This window comes from Microbacterium sp. bgisy189 (assembly GCF_965345345.1).
Classification (GTDB): domain Bacteria; phylum Actinomycetota; class Actinomycetes; order Actinomycetales; family Microbacteriaceae; genus Microbacterium.
The window spans coordinates 207574-228273 of the sequence record NZ_CBDRMZ010000003.1 but is presented as its reverse complement, the minus strand read 5'-3'; the positions used below and the strand labels follow the sequence as shown (position 1 = coordinate 228273).

Below are 20700 nucleotides of genomic sequence, written 5' to 3'. Positions count from 1 at the left end.
CCCCATGACGCACTACTCCACGATCCTGGTCGACACCCGCGGACGCGTCGGGTGGATCACCCTCAACCGTCCCGAGGCGCTCAACGCGCTGAACTCGACACTGATCTCCGAACTCGCCGACGCCGCGATGGCGTTCGATGCCGACGAGGGCATCGGCTGCATCGTCGTGACCGGTTCGGCGAAGGCCTTCGCCGCGGGCGCCGACATCAAGGAGATGGAGTCGAAGACGCCGCGCGACATGGACCTCGACAGTCCGTTCACCGGCATGGAGGCGTTCAGTCGCGTGCGTACACCCGTCATCGCCGCCGTCGCAGGCTACGCGCTCGGCGGTGGATGCGAGCTTGCCATGGCGTGCGACATCATCCTCGCCGCCGACACCGCGAAGTTCGGGCAGCCCGAGATCAACCTCGGGGTCATCCCTGGCCTGGGCGGCTCGCAGCGCCTGCCGCGCGCGGTCGGCGTCTACAAGGCCGCCGAGCTCGTGCTCACCGGACGCATGATGGATGCCGAAGAAGCCGAGCGGTCCGGCCTCGTCTCGCGCGTCGTCCCCGCCGACGACCTGCTCGACGAGGCGGCCAAGACGGCCGACACGATCGCCGCGAAGTCGCTGCCGGTCGTGTACGCGGCCAAAGAGTCTCTGCGCGCGTCGCTCGAGACGCCGCTGGCTGAGGGGTTGCGGCTCGAGAAGCGCATCTTCACGTCGCTGTTCGCGCTCGACGACCAGAAGGAGGGGATGGCGGCGTTCCGCGAGAAGCGGGCGGCATCGTTCACACACCGCTGACCGGGTTCAGTCCGACTCGGTCACATCTCCGGCGCTTGTGCGCAGTCGTGTGACGATCGCCGCGAGCCGCGACGCGTCGTCGCTGCCGATGCCGACGTCGCGGAATACCTCGCGGTTGAGGGCCGCTGTCGCGTCGGCCGCGAGCGCCCGCCCGGGGTCGGTGAGCACGACCAGCGTCGTGCGGCCGTCGGTCGGGTGCGGTTCGCGGCGCACGTGACCAGCGGCTTCGAGTCGGTCGACCGTGTTAGTGACACTCGTGGGATGCACCTGCAGGCGGCGCGCGGCCGACGACAGCGGCATCCGCCCCTCCCGGCTGAAGCTCAACAGTGTGAGCAGCTCGTACCGGGCGAAGGTGAGGGCGAACGGCTTGAGGGCTTCGTCGACGCGCGCGAGCAGGATCTGGTGGGCCCGCATGACGCTGGTCACCGTGGTCATGCCGTCCGCGGCATCCACCCATCCATGGGCGACCCACTGACGGCGCGCCTCGGCGATCGGATCGAGCGCGATGGGTTTCACGCGAGCCACAAGGCACCTCCTGCCGTCGATGCCAACGCTAGTCGGTTTCCTCCTCCGGGCTGGGGCGCGGACCGTGTCGCTGAATAGACTCGTGCGTGAATGAGGAGGTCTGATGAGGATCGTCGTCCTGGTCAAGGAAGTCCCGGATACCTACGGGGACCGCAAGCTGAATCTCGAGACCGGTCTAGCTGACCGTGGCGCGTCCGATCGCGTCATCGATGAGATCGGCGAACGCGCACTCGAAGTAGCGCTGTCGTACGCAGACGCGCACGAGGGCACCGAGGTGGTCGTCGTGTCGATGGCCCCCGATGCAGCCGCCGGTTCGGTGCGCAAGGGACTCGCGATGGGTGCAGGTTCGGCCGTGCAGGTCGTCGACGACGCCCTCGCCGGTGCCGACCTCGGCGTGACCGCCCGCGTGCTGGCGGCGGCCGTGAAGCACACCGGCTTCGACCTCGTCATCACCGGCAACCTCTCCACCGACGGTTCGGGCGGTGTGCTGCCCGCGATGCTCGCAGAGCACCTGGGTGTGCCGCAGGCCACCGCACTGTCGAGTGTCGAGATCTCTGAGGGGTCGGTCACCGGTACGCGCGCGTCGGATGCCGGCACCGCCACCGTCACGGCCACCCTGCCCGCCGTCATCTCGATCACCGAGGCGCTGCCCGACGCGCGCCTGGCAAGCTTCAAGGGCATCCGCGCCGCCAAGACCAAGCCGTTCGAGACGCTGTCGCTCGCCGACCTCGGCGTCGACGTCGACCCGGCGGTGGCGCCGCAGACGATCATGACCGCCGTCAGCGAGAAGCCCCCGCGCGGCGCGGGCGTGAAGATCACCGACGAGGGCGACGCGGGCGAACAGCTCGCCGCGTTCCTCATCGAGAACCGACTGGCGTGAGGGAGCCGACGATGACCGACTTCGCTGCAGATTCCATCCTCGTCCTGCTGGACGTCACCCCCGCGGGTGAGCTCGCCTCGTCGTCGGCGGGCCTGCTCGGCGCCGCCGCCGGTATCGGCACCCCCGTCGCACTCGTGGTCGCGGGCGACGACCGTCACGCCGCGCTCGCCGAGGCGGCGGCCGGTCTCGGCGCCGCTGCCGTGCTCACCGCCGGGCTCGGCGGGGCAGACACCGCGCTCACCGTGCCGATCGTGGATGCGGTGGCCGCGGCAGCCGACCTCGTCTCACCCGACGCGATCCTCATCTCGAACTCGATCGAGGGCCGCGATGTGGCCGGACGTCTCGCCGCCCGGCGTTCGCTCGCGCTCTCGATCGACGCCGTCGGTGTCGCGCGCGATGACGAGGGCGTGCTCGCGCAGCACTCCGTCTACGGTGGCGCGTACAACACGACCAGCGCCCCCACCTTCGGCACGCCCGTCATCACGGTGCGCCAGGGCGCGGTCGATGCCCGCGCCGAGGCGCAGCCGGTCGCAGCCACCGCGCTCGAGGTCGCGGCATCCGGTGCCGCCGCCGCGACGATCGACGCGTTCGAAGCCGCCACGGTCAGCTCGACCCGCCCCGAACTTCGTGGCGCCGCCAAGGTCGTCTCGGGCGGTCGCGGACTCGGGTCCGAAGACAAGTTCGCCCTCGTCGAGCAGCTCGCCGACACCCTCGGTGCTGCGATCGGCGCTTCGCGTGCCGCCGTCGACGCCGGGTACGTGCCGTATTCGTATCAGGTCGGGCAGACCGGTGTCTCGGTCTCGCCGCAGCTGTACGTCGCGCTCGGCATCTCGGGCGCGATCCAGCACAAGGCGGGCATGCAGACGGCCAAGACGATCGTCGCGATCAACAAGGACGGCGACGCGCCGATCTTCGAGATCGCGGACTTCGGCGTCGTGGGCGATCTGTTCACGGTCGTGCCGCAGCTTATCGCCGCGCTCGAGGCGAAGAAGAAGGCCTGATGGCGACGCTTCGTCGTGGACTGCCCCGCACGCCCGGCGGTGACGCCTGGCCTGCGGCCGGCGAGGTCGCCGCGCCCGACGGTGCGGCCGACGTCGTTGATTCGCGCCCAACTGCTGACCCACCGGCGCCCGACGCGCAGTTGGGCGCGAACGAATCGGCAGCGCCCGCTGCGCCTCCCGCGGCCCTCGATACCGGCGAGGTCGTCGAGCCTGCCGCCGCCGCTGCCTCGGCGTCGCCCGCGGGCGTCGCGCTGCGACGCGGCCTGCCCCGTGCGCGGGGCGGCGAGCCCTGGCCGCCCGCCACGGCATCCGGTACCCCCGCCGTTCGTTCGCGCGAAACTGCTGTCTCCGAGGCGCCGAGAGAGCCGTTCGGCGCGAATGAAGCACCCACGCCCACCGTTGGTTCGCGCCGAACTGCTGCCTCAGAGGTGCAGACGGAACACTTCGGCGCGAACGAAGTCCTGGCAAGCCCTGCCGAAGGCGCCGAGCTGCGTCGGGGGCTACCCCGCACGGCCGGGGGCGACGGGTGGCCGCCGGCCGGCACGGTTGCGGCATCCGCCGTGCCAGCCGCCGCTCCTGCCACTCGCGTCACGGAGCCCGCCACTGAACCTGCTGCCGCGCAGGTGGATGCCGCCCCCGCAGCGCCGGCGCCCGCAGCCGCACCTGTTGCTGCACCGGCGGCGGAGGTCGCGAAGGTCGACGGCCCGCGTGCGCCGCTGACCCTGCCGCGCACCGTGTGGCCGGGGCGTGCGGCATCCGTCCGTCCGCAGCAGACCGAGCCGCAGCGCATCGGCCCGTTCACGAAGCTGCAGTGGGCCGGGGTGACCGTCGTCGGCGGCGCCGTGCTGCTGCTGCTCGCGGGCATGGCGGTCGCGGTCGTGCGGGTGGTGCTGAGCCTCGAGTTCATGCAGGACTTCATCGAGACATACCCGGGCGAGTACCACTTGCCCGAGACCGCACCCGTCGGCATTCCGGCGTGGCTGGGCTGGCAGCACTTCTTCAACGTGTTCCTGATGGTGCTCGTCATCAAGACCGGGCTCACGATCCGCGGAGAGAAGCGTCCGACCGCGTTCTGGGCGCCGAAGAACAACCCGCGCGGCAAGACGAGCCTCACGATCTGGACGCATCAGGCGCTCGACATCCTGTGGCTCGTCAACGGCGTCGTCTTCGTCGTGCTGCTGTTCGTCACGGGGCATTGGATGCGGATCGTGCCGACGAGCTGGGAGGTCTTCCCGAACGCGTTGTCGGCGGCCCTGCAGTACGTGTCGCTGGATTGGCCGACGGAGAACGGCTGGGTCAACTACAACTCGCTGCAGCAGCTCGCGTACTTCACGACCGTGTTCATCGCCGCCCCGCTGGCTGCGATCACCGGCTACCGCATGAGCGGGTTCTGGCCGAAGAACAACAAGCAGCTCAGCAAGGCGTACCCGATCGAGTGGGCCCGCAAGGTGCACTTCCCGGTGATGCTGTACTTCGTGGCGTTCATCATCGTGCACGTCGCGCTCGTGTTCGCCACCGGAGCGCTGCGCAACCTCAACCACATGTACGCGAGCCTCGGCTCGGAGGGCGGCATCCAGTACGCAGAGAACTGGACCGGCTTCTGGATCTTCTTCGCGTCGCTCGTCGTCATCGCCGGCGGCGTCGCGGTCGTGCGCCCCATGCTGGTCGCACCGGTCGCGCGCCTGTTCGGCACTGTCAGCGGGCGCTGACCGCAGCGCCTCGACCCACGAGAACGGCGCCGGACCCCATCGGGATCCGGCGCCGTTTCGTCGTCGCGTGCGGTCAGCGCACGAAGCGCACCTCGGTGAGCGTCTCGCCGAGGAACGGTTCGGTGTGCGTCGCCCCGTCGAGTGCGAAGCCGTTGCGCGTGTAGAAGCGGTGCGCGCGGGGGTTGTCTTCGGCGACCCACAGGTACGCGCCTTCGCCCTCTTCGATCGCCGCGTCGAAGAGGCGCTGGCCGATGCCGGTGCCGTGGAACGCGTCGAGCAGGTAGATGAAGTACAGCTCGCGGAAGCGCGGGGCGTCCTTGTCGCGGGCGGGACCCGAGCCGACGAAGCCGACGATCTCGCCGTCGGCGAGGGCGGCGAACATCTTGAAGTCCTCGCCCTGCACGGCCCAGTGGGTCCACAGTTCTGCGAGGCGCTTCGGCGACACGTTCTCGAGGGCGGCCCTGCTGATCAGGTGGTCGTAGGTCTCGTGCCAGCACGTCGCGTGCACGCGCCCGAGGGCCTCGGCATCCACGTCGCGAACGGGACGGACGACGATGTCGGTCTTGAGTTCGGCTTCCATGCGCCGACTCTACGCTCGGCTCGCCGACGCACGAAATCGAGGGAGGCCGTGACAATCCGGCCACCTCGGACTGTCGGCCTTCGACAAACGATTCCGCGAACAGCATGCGGTGATGGCTAGCATCGGCCCTCATGAACGTGTGGTGGCGGACCCTGCTGACGATCATGCGCGCCAAGGTGATGCTGCGCCGGCGCGGACCGATCGCGCCGCGCAGCGTGGGTCGCATCAAACTGCGGACCCTGCCGACCGACATCGACCTGCTGATGCACATGAACAACGGCCGGTACGCGTCGCTGTTCGACCTCGGCCGGTTCGATTTGCTCATCCGCACGGGCATCTGGGATGCCATGGCCGAGCGCGATTGGTACGCCGTCGTCGCGCACGAGACGGTGACGTTCCGCAAGTCGCTGCAGCTGTGGCAGCGGTTCACGGTCGAGTCCCGCCTTATCGGTCACGACGACAGGGCGGTCTACCAGATGCACCGCGCCGTCGTCGACGGCGAGGTCTACTGCGAGATGATCGTGCGGGCACGGTTCCTGCGCAAGGCCGGCGGTGTCGTCAACACCGAGGAGCTGTTCGAAGCGCTCGGTCGCCCCGACGATCTGCCGCCGCTGCCGGACTGGATCCAGACGTGGGTCGCCGGCGCGAGCCTGCCACCCACGAAGGCATCCGCCCCCAGCACCTGGGACTGACCTGCAGGGTGTTCGGGTGCTGATCGCGCTACGGTAGCCCCGTGCTGACCGTCATCGCCCACACTGCGCGCTTGTGGTTGCGGCATTGGCCAGCGTTGATGGCATGGATGCTCGGCGGCACGATCGCCAATTACCTCATCCTGCAGGGAGCGGCCCAAGTTGGCGCGCGCACGGCGCTCGGCGGGATCCTCCTGCTCCCGCTGGCGGCGCTCGCGCTGCTCGTGGCATACGTCGCCATGCTTCTCGTCCTGCGAGAGGGGATGCCGCGACTCGGCGAGCGCGCGCCGCTTCCCGAGACGGCCAAGGAGCGCCGGATCGCGTTCCTCGACGCCGTGCTGGGCGGCATCCTGCCCTTCGTGCTGTTCTATGCCGCCTGGGGGTTCATCGCGGAGGATGTGTCCGCGTATCTGAATCAGGCCTTTGAGCTGCAGTTCTTCTGGGGCATCGAAGCTGCGGTCAGTGGCGCCGAGTACGACACGGCCGGCACGCGAGATGACCTCGGTTTCAATCCGCTGACGGTCGGTGTGCTGGTGACGGCGTACCTCGCGCGCTGGGTGCTGAAGAAGTTCCAGTCGAAGCTGCCGAAGTGGACCGGAATCATCGCCGTCTACCTCGAGGCGCTCTGGGTGTACCTCGCTGCATACCTCGTCGCCGACGCGCTCGCGTTCGTCAACGAATGGGTGCAGTCGCGCGTCGCGATGGTGTGGCTCGCCGACATCCGCGAGAGCCTTGTCGGCGTGCTCGCGCCGTTGGGGTTCCTGTGGGACGGTATCGAATGGCTGCTGGGGGAGGCCGCTGGGATCATCCTCCTGCCGGTCGCGTGGCTGACGATCGCCGGTGTCATTTACGGCCAGGCGGTGAAAGCGGAGGCGCCGGAACTCTCCGGTCGCGTGCCGAAGCGTCTCCGGGGTCGCTACGCCCGTCTGCCGGAGCTGGTTCGCAAGCGGCTGAGCGACTGGGGTGCGAGCATCACCGCCAAGTTCCGCCCAATCGGTGCCGCGCTGCTCCTGATGTGGCGGGCAGGCCCTGTGCTCATCGGCGGGTACATCCTCGCGGTGACAGTGCTCACAGCGGGCGAGGAGTGGTTCATCGCCATCGTCGCGCGCGTCATCGGACCGTACGAGTACCGGATGCAGTTCATCATCGTGGCGGGCCTCGTCGTGGTCGCATCGGTGCTCGTCGAGCCGGTGCGGATCGCCGTCATCTCAGCTGTCTACGATCGCACGCTCGGGCGGCTGTCGTCGTCAGTCGTCGACCCCGAGCCGGATATCGGTGGCGCCATCGACGCCGGTCGTGAAGACGACGGCCTCGAGTCGATCCGCGTCAGCGGGGACGAAGACCATCGAGACGAGATCGACCGGCGCTCGTGACTCAGTCGGGCAGAGCGACGTCTCGCCCTCGCCCGGCATCCACGTGCCCGACGGCGACGAACGATAGGTCTTGCCGGTGTCGGCATCTCGCAGTGTGGGCGCGACGCAGCTGACCTTGTCCTTGCCGGGGTCCAGGCGCACGGAGATGATCATGAGCGTGCGGCCCGGTGGCACGTCGATCTCGTCGTCCTGATACGGGCGCACGGTCGCGGGGCCGAACTCCCAGTCGCCGTATTCGGTGACTTGTCCAGGCGCGACATCCCGTTCACCGTTGCGGACGGCGCCGACCTCGATCGAAGAGAACGATGCGATCGAGAACGGGATGAGCACCGCGAGCACCATGAGCGCCAGAAGGTTCGTCCGCCACCATCCCCGAGCCATCAGCGCACCCACTCCGTCGCGTCGAGCGTGAGGGTTTCGACACGGTCGACCTCGGCCAAGTCGACGGGGATCTCGATGACCGAGTCGCCGAGAAACAGCGTGTCGACGTCTGACGTGCCGTTGAGGCCGAGGCGCAGCGTGCCGCGCGCATCGGCCGCATCGGCTGGGAGCTCGAATGCGATCCTGCCACGTGTCGCCACGTCGATGAGCGGGAACGCTCCAAGCATCGAATCGCCGCGCTCGCTCGCTGTGAAGGTGCGGTCGCCAAGCTGCAACGCTGCGGCGTTGAAGGTCGCGCCGGGCTCGGACTCGATGGCCCAGACGTCGAGGTCGACGACGAGCCACGTCCCCTCCGCGGACCAGATGTCTGCTTCGACCCGCTCGGCCAGTGCGAGTGCATGGACCTCGATCCCCACGTTGCGGCCTTCGGCAGGTTCACCGACAGTGGCCGAAACTGAGAACGGCTCGCTCGCCAGGTCGGCGCCCTCAGGGGTCTGCCCGGATACGAACCAGGCGGCGACGATCATCGCTAGGCCGACCGCCCAAGCCACCGCTGGCTTCACTGGGCATCACCCGCCCCGGCGTCCTCGAGTTCGATCGTCGCGATCGCGGCTGGCACGGGTTGCCCGCGATACTCGCCCGAGAACAGGATCACACCGGTCTCGACTACAGGGTCGAGCAGCGTCACCTCGAGCGTGTCGCCCTCGGCATAGCGATCCGCGGGCACGGTCCACGTGAAGGCGAGCGGCACCGGCACGTCAGGCTGCAACGTCGGAGATGTCGTGAGGTCATCTTCGCGGACGATGGCAGCCGCCGCTCGCTCATCATCGACCAACCGGATGGTGTTCTTGATGTCGGAGACGATGCCCGTGCCGACGGGACGGTCCCACAGGTTCTCGACACGGGTGAGCAGGACGAGGAGGCGTTCGCCTTCCGCCGGCGTCGCGCCGCTGCCTCTGAGCTCGTCGATGAGCACAGCACGGTCTATTTGAAGTGACAGGTATTCGCTGACGTGCGCCTCGCCTGCGCCCACATCGGCGAGCGCGACCACCTCTTCGGGAGCCGATCCCAGTCCGCCGAATGCTGCGGTCGCCGCCAGAAACAACCCGGTTCCGATCGCCGCGAACCACTTCGTGGGGACGCGATCGCTCGCTTTGCGCAACCTGCTGAACCGCGACGTGCGCGCGGCCTTCGCCGCGGTGGCGGATTCGCCGGACGCCGGCTGTGCGGGGTCGGCGGGCGAGGTCACAGCCGCAGTCTAGGAGGATGCCGCGTTCGCCGGTGCGATCGGCAGACGAAACGGCTCGAGACCACCGTCGCTCGGGACACCCGCCGACGTAGTCTGAAGCCATGCCAGCCTCCTCCTCTGCGGCGCCACAAGCGCCCACGGGCGACCTGGGCCGTCGGGCGATCGAGCTCGCGCGCCGCTGGGTCGACGAATCCGCCGACACCGATGTCGATGCCTCCGCCGAACGCCTCGCGGGCGTGCTGAAAGACCCGAACGGGCTGCCGTTCACGATCGGGTTCGTCGACGGGGTGATGCGCCCCGAGAGCGCGGTGGCCGCGGCATCCCGGTTGCAGCGGGTCGCGCCGCTCGTGCCCGACTTTCTGCCCTGGTATCTGCGCGGTGCGGTGCGCGCCGGTGGTGCGATCGCGCCGGTGCTGCCGGTGCCGACGGTGCCGATCGCGCGGCGGGTGCTTCGCGAGATGGTCGGTCACCTGATCGTCGACGCCCGCCCCGACAAGCTCGGCGAGGCGATCGCCCGCATCCGTGCGTCCGGCGCCCGGCTCAACCTGAACCTGCTGGGTGAGGCGGTGCTGGGCGAGACCGAAGCGAAGCGTCGACTCGACGGCATCCACGACCTCGTCCGCCGCGACGACGTCGACTACGTGTCGGTGAAGGTGTCGGCGATCATCAGCCGCATCACGATGTGGGCGTTCGATCAGGTCGTCGACGACGTCGTCGAGCGGCTGCTGCCGCTGTATCTCAGCGCCGCCGAGGACGGCACCTTCATCAACCTCGATATGGAGGAGTACCGCGACCTCGACCTGACGATCGCGGTGTTCACCCGTCTGCTCGAAGACCCGCGCCTGCAGGGCCTCGAAGCCGGCATCGTGCTGCAGGCCTACCTGCCCGACGCTCTGCCCGCATTGCGCGAACTCACCGCCTGGGCGCAGGGTCGTGTCGCCGCCGGCGGCGCGCGCATCAAGGTGCGGCTCGTGAAGGGCGCGAACCTCGCGATGGAACGCGTGGATGCCGTCATGCACGACTGGCCGCTCGCCACCCACGCCAGCAAGCTCGACACCGACGCGAGCTACATCGCGTGCCTGCGCGAAGCGCTGCAGCCCGAGCACACGGCCGCCGTGCGCGTCGGCGTCGCGGGGCACAACCTGTTCGACGTCGCGTACGCCTGGGAGCTCGCGCGCGATCGCGGCGTCACCGACGACATCGAGTTCGAGATGCTGCTGGGCATGGCTCAGGGCCAGGTGCAGGCGGTCGCCCGCGAGGTCGGCCACGTGCTGCTGTATGTGCCGGTCGTTCGCCCCGACGAGTTCGACGTCGCCATCAGCTACCTCGTGCGCCGGCTGGAGGAGAACGCGTCGAGCGAGAACTTCCTCTCCGCCGCGTTCGACCTCGATGAAGATCCCGCCCTGTTCGACCGCGAGCGCGACCGGTTCATCGCATCGCTCGAGCGCGCCGACGATCCGTCGCTGCCGGTCGGCCCGAACCGCACACAGGACCGCACCGCGACCGCGTTCGCACCCGAGCCGGCCTCGCGTCGTCTCACGCGCGACGCCGATGACGACGCCGCGCTCACGCAGGCCGTGCTGGGCATCGCCCGCTCGCAGGCGGTCGATCCCGAAGAGACGCAGCCGCTCGAACCCGCCGCCGAGCAGCTGCTGTTCGGCGGCCAGCCCTACGTCGAGACCGCCGTGTTCGCGCCACGTGAGCGCGACGCGCACGCCAGCGGCGCACCCGGGTTCCGCAATGCCGCAGACTCCGACCCGGCGTTGCCCGCCAACCGCGACTGGGCCCACGGCATCCTCGCCCGCGTCGAGTCGTCGACAGCGGGGGATGCCACGATCGCAGCGGCCCGCATCGACGACGCCGAGGTGCTCGAAGAACGCATCCGCTGCGTGCGCGAAGCCGCCGACGCGTGGGGTTCGACCCCGGCGACCGACCGCGCCGCCGTGCTGATGGCCGCCGCCCGTGCGCTCGAAGCGCGGCGCGGCGAGCTGATCGAGGTCGCCGCGTCCGAGACGGGCAAGGTGTTCGCCGAGGCCGACGTCGAAGTGTCAGAAGCCGTCGACTTCGCCGCCTACTACGCCGCGACAGCGCGCGAACTCGACCGCGTGAGCGGCGCCGTGTTCGTGCCCGCCCGACTCACGCTCGTGACACCGCCGTGGAACTTTCCGGTCGCGATTCCGGCCGGCGGGGTGCTGGCAGCGCTCGCCGCAGGATCGGGCGTCGTCTTCAAGCCGGCCCCGCAAGCGCGCCGGTGCGCCGCCGTGGTGGCCGAGGCGCTGTGGACCGCGTTGGATGCCGCCGGCGTCTCGCGCGACCTGCTGACCCTCGTCGACATCGACGAGGGCGAGCTCGGGCAGCGTCTCGTCTCGCATCCAGACGTGGACCGCGTCATCCTCACCGGCGCGTGGGACACGGCCGCGCTGTTCCGGTCGTGGCGCACCGACCTGCCGCTGCTTGCCGAGACCAGCGGCAAGAACGCCATGATCATCACCCCGTCGGCCGACCTGGATCTCGCCGCGGCAGACCTCGTGCGCAGCGCCTTCGGACATGCGGGGCAGAAGTGCTCGGCGGCATCCATCGCGATCCTCGTCGGTTCGGTGAGCCGTTCGGAGCGGTTCTCGCGGCAGCTGCTCGATGCGGTCTCGTCGCTGCACGTGGGGCTGCCGACCGATCCGCGCACCGAGATGGGGCCGGTCGTCGAGCCGCCGCGCGGCAAGCTCGAGTGGGCACTCACGACCCTCGACGAGGGCGAACGCTGGCTCATCGAACCCCACCGCGTCGAGACGACGCCCGAGTACGAAGGGCGATTGTGGTCGCCCGGTGTGCGTGTGGGCGTGCAGCCGGGGTCGCGCACGCACCTCGAGGAGTTCTTCGGCCCGATGCTCGGCATCTTGCACGCGCCGAACCTGACCCGTGCGATCGAACTGCAGAACGCCGTCGCGTACGGGCTGACCGCGGGGCTCTACACGCAGAACCCCGACGAGCTGGCGCAATGGCTCGACGAGGTGCAGGCGGGCAACCTGTACGTCAATCGCGGCATCACCGGCGCGATCGTGCAGCGCCAGCCGTTCGGCGGCTGGAAGCGCTCGTCGGTCGGCCCCGGCACGAAGGCCGGGGGCCCGAACTACCTCGTCGGGCTCGGCTCGTGGCGGGCGTCGTCGGGTGCCGCGCCCTCGTCGACCCTGCATCTGCGCGGACTCGACACCCGCATCACGACCGTCATCGAGGCGGCGCAGCCGACCCTCGACTACGCCGCGTTCGACTGGCTGCGCCGCGGCGCCCTGTCGGACGCGCTCGTGTGGGATCGCGAGTTCGGCCAGGTGCGCGACGTCTCGCAGCTCGGGGTCGAGCGCAATCTGTTCCGGTACCGCCCGGTGCCCGTCGCGATCCGCGCGACGAAGGATGCCACGTGGCACGGTCTGCTGCGTGTCGTCGTCGCGGGTGTGCGCGCCGGAGCGCGGTTCACCCTCAGCACGCCGGTAGGGCTGCCGGCAGAGGTGCGGCATGCGCTCGGCGAGCTCGACGTGCCGGTGTTCCTCGAGTCCGACGACGAGTGGCTGCAGCGCATCAGTGGGCGCGCCACGCCTGTCGAGGGCGAGACGGCGGAGCCGCGTGCGACCCGCGTGCGGCTGGTCGGCTCGACCGAGTCGGTCGCCGAGACGCGGGCCCGCATCGCCGAGGCGACCTCGGGCGACCCCGACCTCGCCGTCTACGACAACGAGGTGACCACCGCCGGACGCCTCGAACTGCTGCCGTTCCTGCATGAGCAGTCGATCACGATCACCGCGCACCGCTTCGGCAACCGCGACGACTGGAGTGCCGAGGTCATCTGAACCACTCACCGGTGTAAAGAATACTTGACACGCAGCGAGCAGCGCGCGTACGCTCCGATGTAAAGAATCCTTGACATCGGAGGTGGGGCGTGAACATCGGATACGCCGAACGGATCACGTGGTCGCAGCTCATCGCGAGCCCGATCGCGATCACGGTCTACCTCGTGCTCGTGCTGCCGCAGCTCTCGCGCGGCATCGAGCGCGTCGACTGGGTGGCACCCATGCTGTGGGCGATCGGCGTCGGCATCGTCGTCTCGATCGCGCTCAGCATCGCCTGGGGCATCGTCGCCGGCATGCGTGACGCCGGTGAGCAGCACGTGATGGATCAGCGCGACCGTGAGATCGAGCGCTTCGGCGACCGCGTCGGGCAGGCGTTCCTGGTGCTCGGCGGGCTTGCCGGCCTGGCGCTCGCCATGCTCGACGCCGCGTCGTTCTGGATCGGCAACGCACTGTTCGCGGGCTTCTTCGTCTCGGCCTTCGTCGGCACGATCGCACGATTGGTCGCCTACCGCCGAGGGTTCCAGTGATGGTGCGCCCCACTCGCGTCACGAACATCATCCGTGCCCTTCGTGAGGATGCCGGCATGACCCAAGCCGACCTCGCGGGCCGGATCGGGGTCACCCGGCAAACCCTCATCGCACTCGAGCAGGGCAAGTACTCGCCGACGCTCGAACTCGCCTTCCAGATCTCGCACGCGCTCGGGCGCCCGCTCGACGCCGTCTTTCAGTACCCGGAGGAACCATGACCGACACGATGACCGCCTGGACGCAGGACGCCTACGGCGGCCCAGACGTCGTGCAGCCCCGCGAGGTCCCCGTGCCGACGCCGGGGGCCGGAGAGGTGCGTATCGACATCGCCGCGACGGCATTGAACTCGGCCGACGTGCGCATCATGCGCGGCGAGCCCCTGATCGTGCGCGCAGCCTTCGGCCTCACGCGTCCGAAGACCCCCGTCCCAGGTCGCGATGTCGCAGGTCGCGTCGCGGCACTCGGGCCCGACGTCACCGGCTTCCGGGTCGGTGACCGGGTCGTGGGGGAGTTGCCGGGCGGGGGACTGGCGGCATCCGTCGTCGCGCGCGCCGCGTCGCTCGTCGCGATACCCGACGGCGTCTCCGACGAGACGGCGGCCGCGCTCCCGCTCGCGGGCGGCACGGCCTGGCAAGCGCTCGAGAAGGCGGCGGTCGAACGCGGCGACCGGGTGCTCGTGCTCGGCGCGGGCGGCGGTGTCGGTCTCTATGTCGTGCGGCTCGCGGCGCTGCGCGGCGCGCACGTGCACGCGCTCACCCGGCCCGACGCGATGGATGCCGCGGCAGCACAGGGCGCCGCCGAAACCGGTGACCGCGATCAGAACCTCACGAACTGGCCGCGCGACGCGTGGGATGCGATTATCGTGCTCGGCGGTGACGCGCCACTGCCGGTGCTGCAGCGACTGCTCCGCGACGGCGGCACCATCGTCAGCGTCTCGGGTGGCACCGGTCGCGTGCTCGGACCGCTCGGGCGGATGCTGCACGGCGCGATCCGGTCGAACCGTCGCCGACGCATCCGCGCGCTCGCCGCGACCGCGAAACCCGAGGTCACCGAGCGGCTGCTGCACCTCGCAGCCGACGGGCAGCTCCGACCGCACATCTCGGCGACCTGGCCGCGCTCGCGTGCCGGAGCGGCGCTGCGCGCGATGGATGCCGGCGGCGTCACCGGCAAGCTCGTCGTGACGGCGGAGTGAATCGGGTCTCGATACACCGCGCCTGCGGCGCGGCACTCGACCATTGGGTGGCACGACCACCGGGGCCCGAAGAAAAACATCTTATCTTTCTGGCATCCAGGTGCGGCCTGCCGCCACCATGGGAGGGACGCAGGGGAGCGTCACAAGGAATTCAGGCGGGTCGCCGTTCCAGCACTCTCGACCGCCGAGCCTCACCCGAGAACCCGAGCGACATCGCCGCTGGGGTCGGAGACATTCGGCCCCGGGGCGGGTCGTCTAGTCGCGCGGTGCGTCGGGCACCATGAATTCGTTGACGAGTGCGCGCACGCCCAGTGCGAACAGCGTCCAGGTGCCGTCCGGCGCTTCGTCTTCAGCGGTGAACGTGTAGGTGGGATGCTCGATGCCTTCGAGCGCCCGCACCGCGAACCCTTCTCCCAGCGCCGCCATCGCCTCGGTGAAGTCATCGAGGGTGAGCGGCTCGCGCATTCGAAGGCCGTACGACTTCATGAGCAGGCTGTAGAACTCCGCGTAGGCGGCGGTCGACTCGTAATGTCGCTCGCGGCTGGCCTCGGTGAGTTCGGGCCACGTGTGCGCGGTCGTGCGCAACGCCAGCGCGATGAGGAACGCCTGCGAGTCGAGCGGGTTGTCGCCCGCGGCATCCGCACCCGTCGCGCTGCGCACGTGCGATGCGGCGGCGGCGCGGATGACGTCGTCACCGGGTGCGCCCGATTCGATGAGCTCCTTGACGGCCGCCATGACCGCGTCGGCAGGTGATGCGGCACGCAGTTTGACCATCGCGACGGCGAGGTCGCGCTGGTAGTCGGTCTGGTCGGCCCACAGCCGGTAGGCAGCGCCTGTGGTCAGTCCGGCGCGGCGCAGCACGTCTTGCAGACGGATGTGCTGCACGCCCGCGCTGACCCCGCGTTCGAGCAGCATCTGCATGCCGATGCGGATCAGCAGCTCACGCGTCTGGTCGCCGGTGCGTCGCGTCATGCTCTCAGACTGGCAGAATCGGCCGCTTCACGCCCAGGGCTGGGCACGGATGCCGTGACACAATGGTCGAGGCGTGCCCGGACAGTCGGCTCTTCGGCAGCTCCGCCGGGCCCCTGGACAGCGTCCGCCGTCCGCCCCAGATCAGGAGCGAAATGTCCTCGCAGCAGCCCGTCGCGGGCCTCGACGCACCCGAGCGCGTCGCGCACCGACGCCGGTATCTCATGTGCCGGCCCGAGCACTTCACGGTGCGGTATTCGATCAACCCGTGGATGGAGCCTGCTCGCCCCACCGACACCGCAAAGGCCGTCGCGCAGTGGCAGGAACTGTACGACACCTACCTTCGGCTCGGGCACACGGTCGAGCTGATCGACCCGGTGCCGAGGCTGCCCGACATGGTCTACACCGCCAACGGCGGCTTCGTGATCGACGGTGTCGCGCTCGGCGTGCGGTTCCGCGTCGACGAGCGCCGCGGTGAAGAGCAGCCGTTCATGGAGTGGTTCGCAGACCACGGCTTCGACGTCGTGCGCCCGACAGCGGTGCAGGAGGGCGAAGGCGACTTCCTGCTCGTAGGCGACGCGATCCTCGCCGGCACCGGCTTCCGCTCGTCGACGGGCGGCCACGAAGAGGTCGCCGCCGTGTTCGGCCGCGACGTCATCTCGCTCACCCTCGTCGACCCCCGCTTCTACCACCTCGACACCGCGATCGCCGTGCTCGACCCCGTGCAGGGCGTCGGCGGGGTGGATGCCGCGAACATCGCCTACCTGCCCGCCGCATTCGACGAGGCATCGCAGCGGGTGCTCGCGGAGCGGTTCCCCAACGCGATCCGCGTCTCAGACGCCGACGGGGCCGTGTTCGGGTTGAACGCGGCATCCGACGGGCGTCACGTCTTCATCTCGCCGCGCGCGACCGACTTCGCCGAACAGCTGCGCGCCCGCGGCTACGTTCCCGTGCCGATCGACCTGTCCGAGCTGCTGCTCGGCGGCGGCGGCATCAAGTGCTGCACGCTCGAACTGCGTGATCGTCCGGAAGGAATCCGATGACCGTCCACACCCCGCAGCCCGCGACCGCCGCCATCGGCATCATCGCGTCCGAAGCAGACCATGTCGCACGCAACTATTCGCCGCTGCCGGTCGTCCTCAGCCGCGGCGAGGGCGCATGGGTCACCGACGTCGAGGGCAAGCGGTACCTCGATCTCCTGTCGGCGTACTCCGCCGTGAACTTCGGCCACCGGCATCCCGCGCTCATCGCCGTCGCGAACGAGCAGCTCGGCCGCCTCACCCTCACCAGCCGCGCGTTCCACAACGACAAGCTCGGCGCCTTCGCGACGGCGCTCGCAGGGTTGTGTGGAAAGGACCTCGTGCTGCCGATGAACACGGGCGCCGAGGCCGTCGAGACCGGCATCAAGGTGGCGCGGGCGTGGGCGTACCGGGTCAAGGGCGTCACGGACGGTGCCGCGAACATCATCGTCGCCAACGGCAACTTCCACGGACGCACCACCACCATCGTGGGCTTCAGCGACGACCCCGTCGCCCACGACGACTTCGGACCGTACGGGGCCGGGTTCCGCTCGGTGCCGTTCGGTGACGCGGCGGCGCTGGAAGCCGCGATCGACGACGATACCGCCGCCGTGCTGCTCGAGCCGATCCAGGGCGAGGCCGGTGTCGTCATTCCGCCGGAGGGCTACCTGCGTGCCGTGCGCGAGATCTGCGACCGCCGCGGCGTGCTGATGATCGCCGACGAGATCCAGTCGGGACTCGGCCGTGCAGGCACCACGTTCGCGTGCGATCGCGAGGCCGTCGTGCCCGACGTGTACCTGCTCGGCAAGGCGCTCGGCGGCGGCATCGTGCCGCTGTCGGCAGTCGTCGCCGACGAGGCCGTGCTCGGCGTGCTGCGACCGGGCGAGCACGGCTCGACGTTCGGCGGCAACCCGCTGGCCTGTGCGATCGGCACGCAGGTCGTCGAGATGCTCGCTTCGGGTGAGTTCCAGACGCGCGCGCAGGCACTCGGCGAGCACCTCGAGGCGAAGCTCGAGGGACTCATCGGCTCCGGCGTCACCGCCGTGCGTGTCGCCGGGCTCTGGGCCGGCGTCGACATCGACCCTGCCGTCGGCACGGGGCGCGACGTCGCCGAGAAGCTGCTCGGACGCGGCGTGCTCGTGAAGGACACCCACGGGCAGACGGTGCGCATTGCGCCGCCGCTCGTGATCCGTGCGACCGAGATCGATTGGGCCGTCGAGCAGCTGCGCGTCGTGCTCGCCGGCTGAGCCGCCATGCCCGACCTCGGGGTACTGGGGTGGGCGGCGCTCGCCGTCGCCGCCCTCGTCATCGGGATGTCGAAGACGGCGCTGCCGGGGGCCGGAACTGTTGCGGTCGCGCTGTTCGCCGCGGTGCTGCCCGCCAAGCAGTCCACCGGCACGATTCTGCTGCTGCTGATCCTCGCTGACGTGTTCGCCGTCGTCGCCTACCGGCGGCACGCTGACTTCCGCGCGCTGCTGCGCCTCGCACCGGCGGTGATCGTCGGAATGCTGGCCGGCATCGCGTTCCTGGCGGTCTCCGATGACCACCTCGTGCGCATCGTGATCGCCGGCATCCTGCTGTTGGTCATCGCGATCACCCTGTTGCGTCGACACATGCGACGCGTCGTGGAGGGGGAGGGGTCGCACCGCGTCGCGGCCGGCGTCTACGGCACGCTCGGCGGGTTCACGACGATGGTCGCCAACGCGGCAGGGCCGGTCATGTCGATGTACTTCCTCGCGGCGCGGTTCTCGGTGAAGGAGTTCTTGGGGACGGCCGCCTGGTTCTTCGCGATCGTGAACGTCGCGAAGGTGCCGTTCCTCGTCGGCCTCGGCATGATCACCCCGACCGGGCTGCTGATCGACGCCGTGCTCGCACCGCTCGTCATCGTGTCGGCACTCGCTGGTCGGTGGGTCGCCTCGCGTATCGATCAGACGGTGTTCGAGCGGCTCGTCATTGCGCTCACGGTCGCCGGCGCGATCTATCTGCTCGTCGCCTGACCCGGGATTCCGCGATCCCCTCGAGACCTCCGTCTCTCGGATGGTCATGTCGCAGAACAACTTCACGACCTCGACGGCGGTCGGCCTCTCCCACCGTGGGTGGCAATTCGGTCGCGACCGGCATGGCGACGATCGCGCTGGGGCGTTCGCTGGTGGATGCCGGGCTGTCGACGTCGCGTATTCCTGTCGCGTTGTGAGCGGGGCGGGGCGCGCGGGCTGTCGGTGCGATTGCTGGTTGCGTCGTGGGGCGTGGGCGTGTCACGGTGACGTCATGAGCAGTCGTTGCGAGCAGTGTCGGGCGCGGTTGCGAGACGGTGGGCACCGGACGAGCACGCGGGTGCTGTGCGCGGATTGCTATGCGTCGTTCGCCGGGTTGGCTGCGGGGTACATGGCGGGCGGCACGGTCGAGCAGGCGATCGCGACGGAGGGGTGGTTCAAGCGCCTCAGAAGGGCGGGGGATCGGCGCGAGTCGTGATGCCGGTGGGGCTCGTCCAGACCGGGTCGTCGGTTGCGGGATCTCGTGCGAGCCGCCAGAGGGTTTCGTCTTTGATGCGGTGATGCGATTCGCACAGCGGGTCGAGGTTGTGTCGGTCGGTGGCGCCGCCGTGTTCGACTCGCTGGCGATGGTCGATGTCGCAGTCGTGGGCGGAGCGGCCGCAGCCGGGGAAGATGCAGGTGCCGCGGCGGACGGCGAGCCAGCGGCGCAGGCGCTTGGGGATGCGGCGGCTGCGTCGGTCGACGTCGATCGTGCTGCTGGTGATCGGGTCGGTGAGTACCCGAACCCAGTCCTTTGATCCGGCGGCGAGGCGCCGTGCGGTGTCGAGGTCGATCGGGCCGTATCCGTCGAGTGTTGCGGGCTGGTCGTCGTGGCCGAGCAGGGTGAGCGCGGGGATCGTGATGAACACGGTCGCGTTGATGTTGTCCTCACCACCGGTGAGCAGGTCGGCGAAGATATCGGCGCGCAGTTCGGCCAATGATCGCGTTTCGCCGGGTGCGTGCTGGAGTTCGCGGGCGCGAGTGTCGAGCGCACGTTCGATCGCCTTCACCTGTACGGCGGGCAGGAGCGCTGTCACGCTGCCCATGCCGTCGAGTTCGGGGGCGACCCATACGTCGCGATCTGCGGCGGCGCGCGTGTGCCGGGTTTCGAGGGACTCTGCGTACACGCGCTCGCGGGCCGCGCGGGCGCGGGTCTTGAATCGTGCCGGTGTCAACGTGGTGGCTGCGGCGGACACGGCCGCGTCAAATGCGGTCCAGGTGTGCGGCTCGTCGGCGGGAAGTGAATCGGCGAGGGATGCGGCGGTCGTCGCATTCTGTTCCGAGATGTCGCCGGCGAGGTACCCGCGCCACGTCAGCGGGAGGCGAGTCGACAGGACTGCGGCTCGGTGTGCCCGTGAGCGGATCGTGGTCTCTGAGAGCCGAACGCGTGTGGCGAGGTCGGCGGCCGCTGACCGCACCGCGAACTCGCGTCGCTCCCGTCGGACGGCGCCGATCGTTCGCCCACGCGGGTCGGACCAATCCGGGTCACCGGTCGGGTCGGGTCCCACCCAGGCGTCGGGGGAGTCGGCGGCTTCGTCGAGCACCGTGCGGAACAACTGATCCTGCTCGGCGGCGAGGGCGCGGGAGCGGCGTGCCAGGTTCTCGACATGTCGGTCTGTGCGCTGCGGCTCGTCATCGGGAAGCTCGTCGAGGAGCTCGGGAAACTCTCCCGCGAAGACACGCTCAGCCAGCTCCGCGAAGGACAGCTCGACGACGGCGTCCGGCAGATCCAGCTCTGCGCCACTCGTCGAAATCTTCATACTTTGACACTACGCAGGGGTTCCGACATTGGGATATTCGGACGCATCTGTCGGGTTGATACGAGCCCGCGAGCGAGTGTGCGAGTAACCGAGCTGGAGAAGCGCCTCGATCGAGTCGAGAGTGAACTCGCGATTCGTAACATGTCGCGTGGAAAGCATGTATCGATACAATATCGAGCAGGTTCCTGGGCCATGGAAG

19 protein-coding genes are annotated in these 20700 nt (G+C 69.6%); 13 read left to right on the top strand and 6 right to left on the bottom strand.

The window, feature by feature from the left end:
- Nucleotides 1–4: 4 nt before the first annotated feature.
- Nucleotides 5–781 (top strand): enoyl-CoA hydratase, encoded by a 777-nt coding sequence (locus ACSF8R_RS06365; protein WP_434811021.1) that lies wholly within the window; start codon nt 5–7, stop codon nt 779–781.
- Between the two features lie 6 nt (nt 782–787).
- Here ACSF8R_RS06365 and ACSF8R_RS06360 read toward each other — a convergent pair whose 3' ends face one another.
- Entirely contained in the window at nt 788–1306 is a 519-nt protein-coding gene (locus ACSF8R_RS06360) for a MarR family transcriptional regulator (protein ID WP_434811020.1), read from the bottom strand.
- Nucleotides 1307–1409: 103 nt separating this feature from the next.
- Between ACSF8R_RS06360 and ACSF8R_RS06355 the strand changes: the two genes are divergently transcribed.
- The 3 genes from ACSF8R_RS06355 to ACSF8R_RS06345 are packed head-to-tail and all read left to right on the top strand — an operon-like array spanning nt 1410 to nt 4896.
- Nucleotides 1410–2186 carry an electron transfer flavoprotein subunit beta/FixA family protein gene (locus tag ACSF8R_RS06355; RefSeq protein ID WP_434811019.1) on the top strand — a complete coding sequence of 259 codons (777 nt, stop codon included), beginning with the start codon at nt 1410–1412 and terminating at the stop codon, nt 2184–2186.
- Between the two features lie 11 nt (nt 2187–2197).
- On the top strand, nt 2198–3187 hold the full coding sequence (locus tag ACSF8R_RS06350; protein ID WP_434811018.1) for an electron transfer flavoprotein subunit alpha/FixB family protein: 990 nt from the start codon (nt 2198–2200) through the stop codon (nt 3185–3187).
- A complete protein-coding gene (locus ACSF8R_RS06345) occupies nt 3187–4896 on the top strand; it encodes a cytochrome b/b6 domain-containing protein (protein WP_434811016.1) in 1710 nt (569 codons plus the stop codon). Before ACSF8R_RS06350 ends, ACSF8R_RS06345 begins: the two co-directional genes overlap by 1 nt.
- Nucleotides 4897–4969: 73 nt before the next feature.
- Here the strand turns inward: ACSF8R_RS06345 and ACSF8R_RS06340 are convergent, their stop codons facing one another.
- Nucleotides 4970–5476, bottom strand: coding sequence for a GNAT family N-acetyltransferase (locus tag ACSF8R_RS06340; RefSeq protein WP_434811015.1), 507 nt, complete (start codon nt 5474–5476; stop codon nt 4970–4972).
- Nucleotides 5477–5607: 131 nt separating this feature from the next.
- Between ACSF8R_RS06340 and ACSF8R_RS06335 the strand changes: the two genes are divergently transcribed.
- Nucleotides 5608–6168 (top strand): acyl-CoA thioesterase, encoded by a 561-nt coding sequence (locus ACSF8R_RS06335; protein ID WP_434811014.1) that lies wholly within the window; start codon nt 5608–5610, stop codon nt 6166–6168.
- A 41-nt stretch (nt 6169–6209) separates the two neighbouring features.
- Nucleotides 6210–7538, top strand: a complete 1329-nt coding sequence (locus ACSF8R_RS06330; RefSeq protein WP_434811013.1) for a hypothetical protein — start codon at nt 6210–6212, stop codon at nt 7536–7538.
- Between the two features lie 380 nt (nt 7539–7918).
- Here the strand turns inward: ACSF8R_RS06330 and ACSF8R_RS06325 are convergent, their stop codons facing one another.
- Nucleotides 7919–8470, bottom strand: a complete 552-nt coding sequence (locus ACSF8R_RS06325) for a hypothetical protein (RefSeq protein ID WP_434811012.1) — start codon at nt 8468–8470, stop codon at nt 7919–7921.
- A gap of 8 nt (nt 8471–8478) precedes the next feature.
- Nucleotides 8479–9168, bottom strand: a complete 690-nt coding sequence (locus ACSF8R_RS06320) for a hypothetical protein (RefSeq protein WP_434811010.1) — start codon at nt 9166–9168, stop codon at nt 8479–8481.
- 101 nt (nt 9169–9269) lie between these two features.
- Here ACSF8R_RS06320 and ACSF8R_RS06315 point away from each other — a divergent pair, with 101 nt between their 5' ends.
- From ACSF8R_RS06315 to ACSF8R_RS06300, 4 genes are all read left to right on the top strand, one after another.
- Nucleotides 9270–13001 (top strand): proline dehydrogenase family protein, encoded by a 3732-nt coding sequence (locus ACSF8R_RS06315; protein ID WP_434811009.1) that lies wholly within the window; start codon nt 9270–9272, stop codon nt 12999–13001.
- A gap of 89 nt (nt 13002–13090) precedes the next feature.
- Nucleotides 13091–13528, top strand: a complete 438-nt coding sequence (locus ACSF8R_RS06310) for a hypothetical protein (RefSeq protein ID WP_434811007.1) — start codon at nt 13091–13093, stop codon at nt 13526–13528.
- Complete coding sequence (locus tag ACSF8R_RS06305) at nt 13528–13746, top strand: helix-turn-helix transcriptional regulator (protein ID WP_434811006.1); 219 nt, start codon at nt 13528–13530, stop codon at nt 13744–13746. Before ACSF8R_RS06310 ends, ACSF8R_RS06305 begins: the two co-directional genes overlap by 1 nt.
- Complete coding sequence (locus ACSF8R_RS06300; RefSeq protein WP_434811004.1) at nt 13743–14720, top strand: quinone oxidoreductase family protein; 978 nt, start codon at nt 13743–13745, stop codon at nt 14718–14720. The genes ACSF8R_RS06305 and ACSF8R_RS06300 overlap by 4 nt, the downstream gene beginning before the upstream one ends.
- 255 nt (nt 14721–14975) lie before the next feature.
- On the opposite strand, the gene ACSF8R_RS06295 is transcribed toward ACSF8R_RS06300, so the two are convergent.
- The gene (locus tag ACSF8R_RS06295) at nt 14976–15692 is read right to left on the bottom strand and encodes a hypothetical protein (protein WP_434811003.1); all 717 of its coding nucleotides are present in this window, start codon (nt 15690–15692) and stop codon (nt 14976–14978) included.
- Nucleotides 15693–15844: 152 nt separating this feature from the next.
- On the opposite strand from ACSF8R_RS06295, the gene ddaH reads away from it, so the two are divergent.
- Genes ddaH through ACSF8R_RS06280 form a run of 3 tightly spaced genes read left to right on the top strand, consistent with a single transcriptional unit; the run spans nt 15845 to nt 18705 of the window.
- Nucleotides 15845–16732, top strand: coding sequence for a dimethylargininase (gene ddaH, locus ACSF8R_RS06290; protein WP_434811002.1), 888 nt, complete (start codon nt 15845–15847; stop codon nt 16730–16732).
- A complete protein-coding gene (rocD, locus tag ACSF8R_RS06285) occupies nt 16729–17955 on the top strand; it encodes an ornithine--oxo-acid transaminase (protein WP_434811001.1) in 1227 nt (408 codons plus the stop codon). Before ddaH ends, rocD begins: the two co-directional genes overlap by 4 nt.
- Before the next feature lie 6 nt (nt 17956–17961).
- Nucleotides 17962–18705 carry a sulfite exporter TauE/SafE family protein gene (locus ACSF8R_RS06280; RefSeq protein ID WP_434811000.1) on the top strand — a complete coding sequence of 248 codons (744 nt, stop codon included), beginning with the start codon at nt 17962–17964 and terminating at the stop codon, nt 18703–18705.
- Between the two features lie 443 nt (nt 18706–19148).
- Here the strand turns inward: ACSF8R_RS06280 and ACSF8R_RS06275 are convergent, their stop codons facing one another.
- The gene (locus ACSF8R_RS06275; RefSeq protein WP_434810998.1) at nt 19149–20501 is read right to left on the bottom strand and encodes a DUF222 domain-containing protein; all 1353 of its coding nucleotides are present in this window, start codon (nt 20499–20501) and stop codon (nt 19149–19151) included.
- Between the last annotated feature and the right edge of the window lie 199 nt (nt 20502–20700).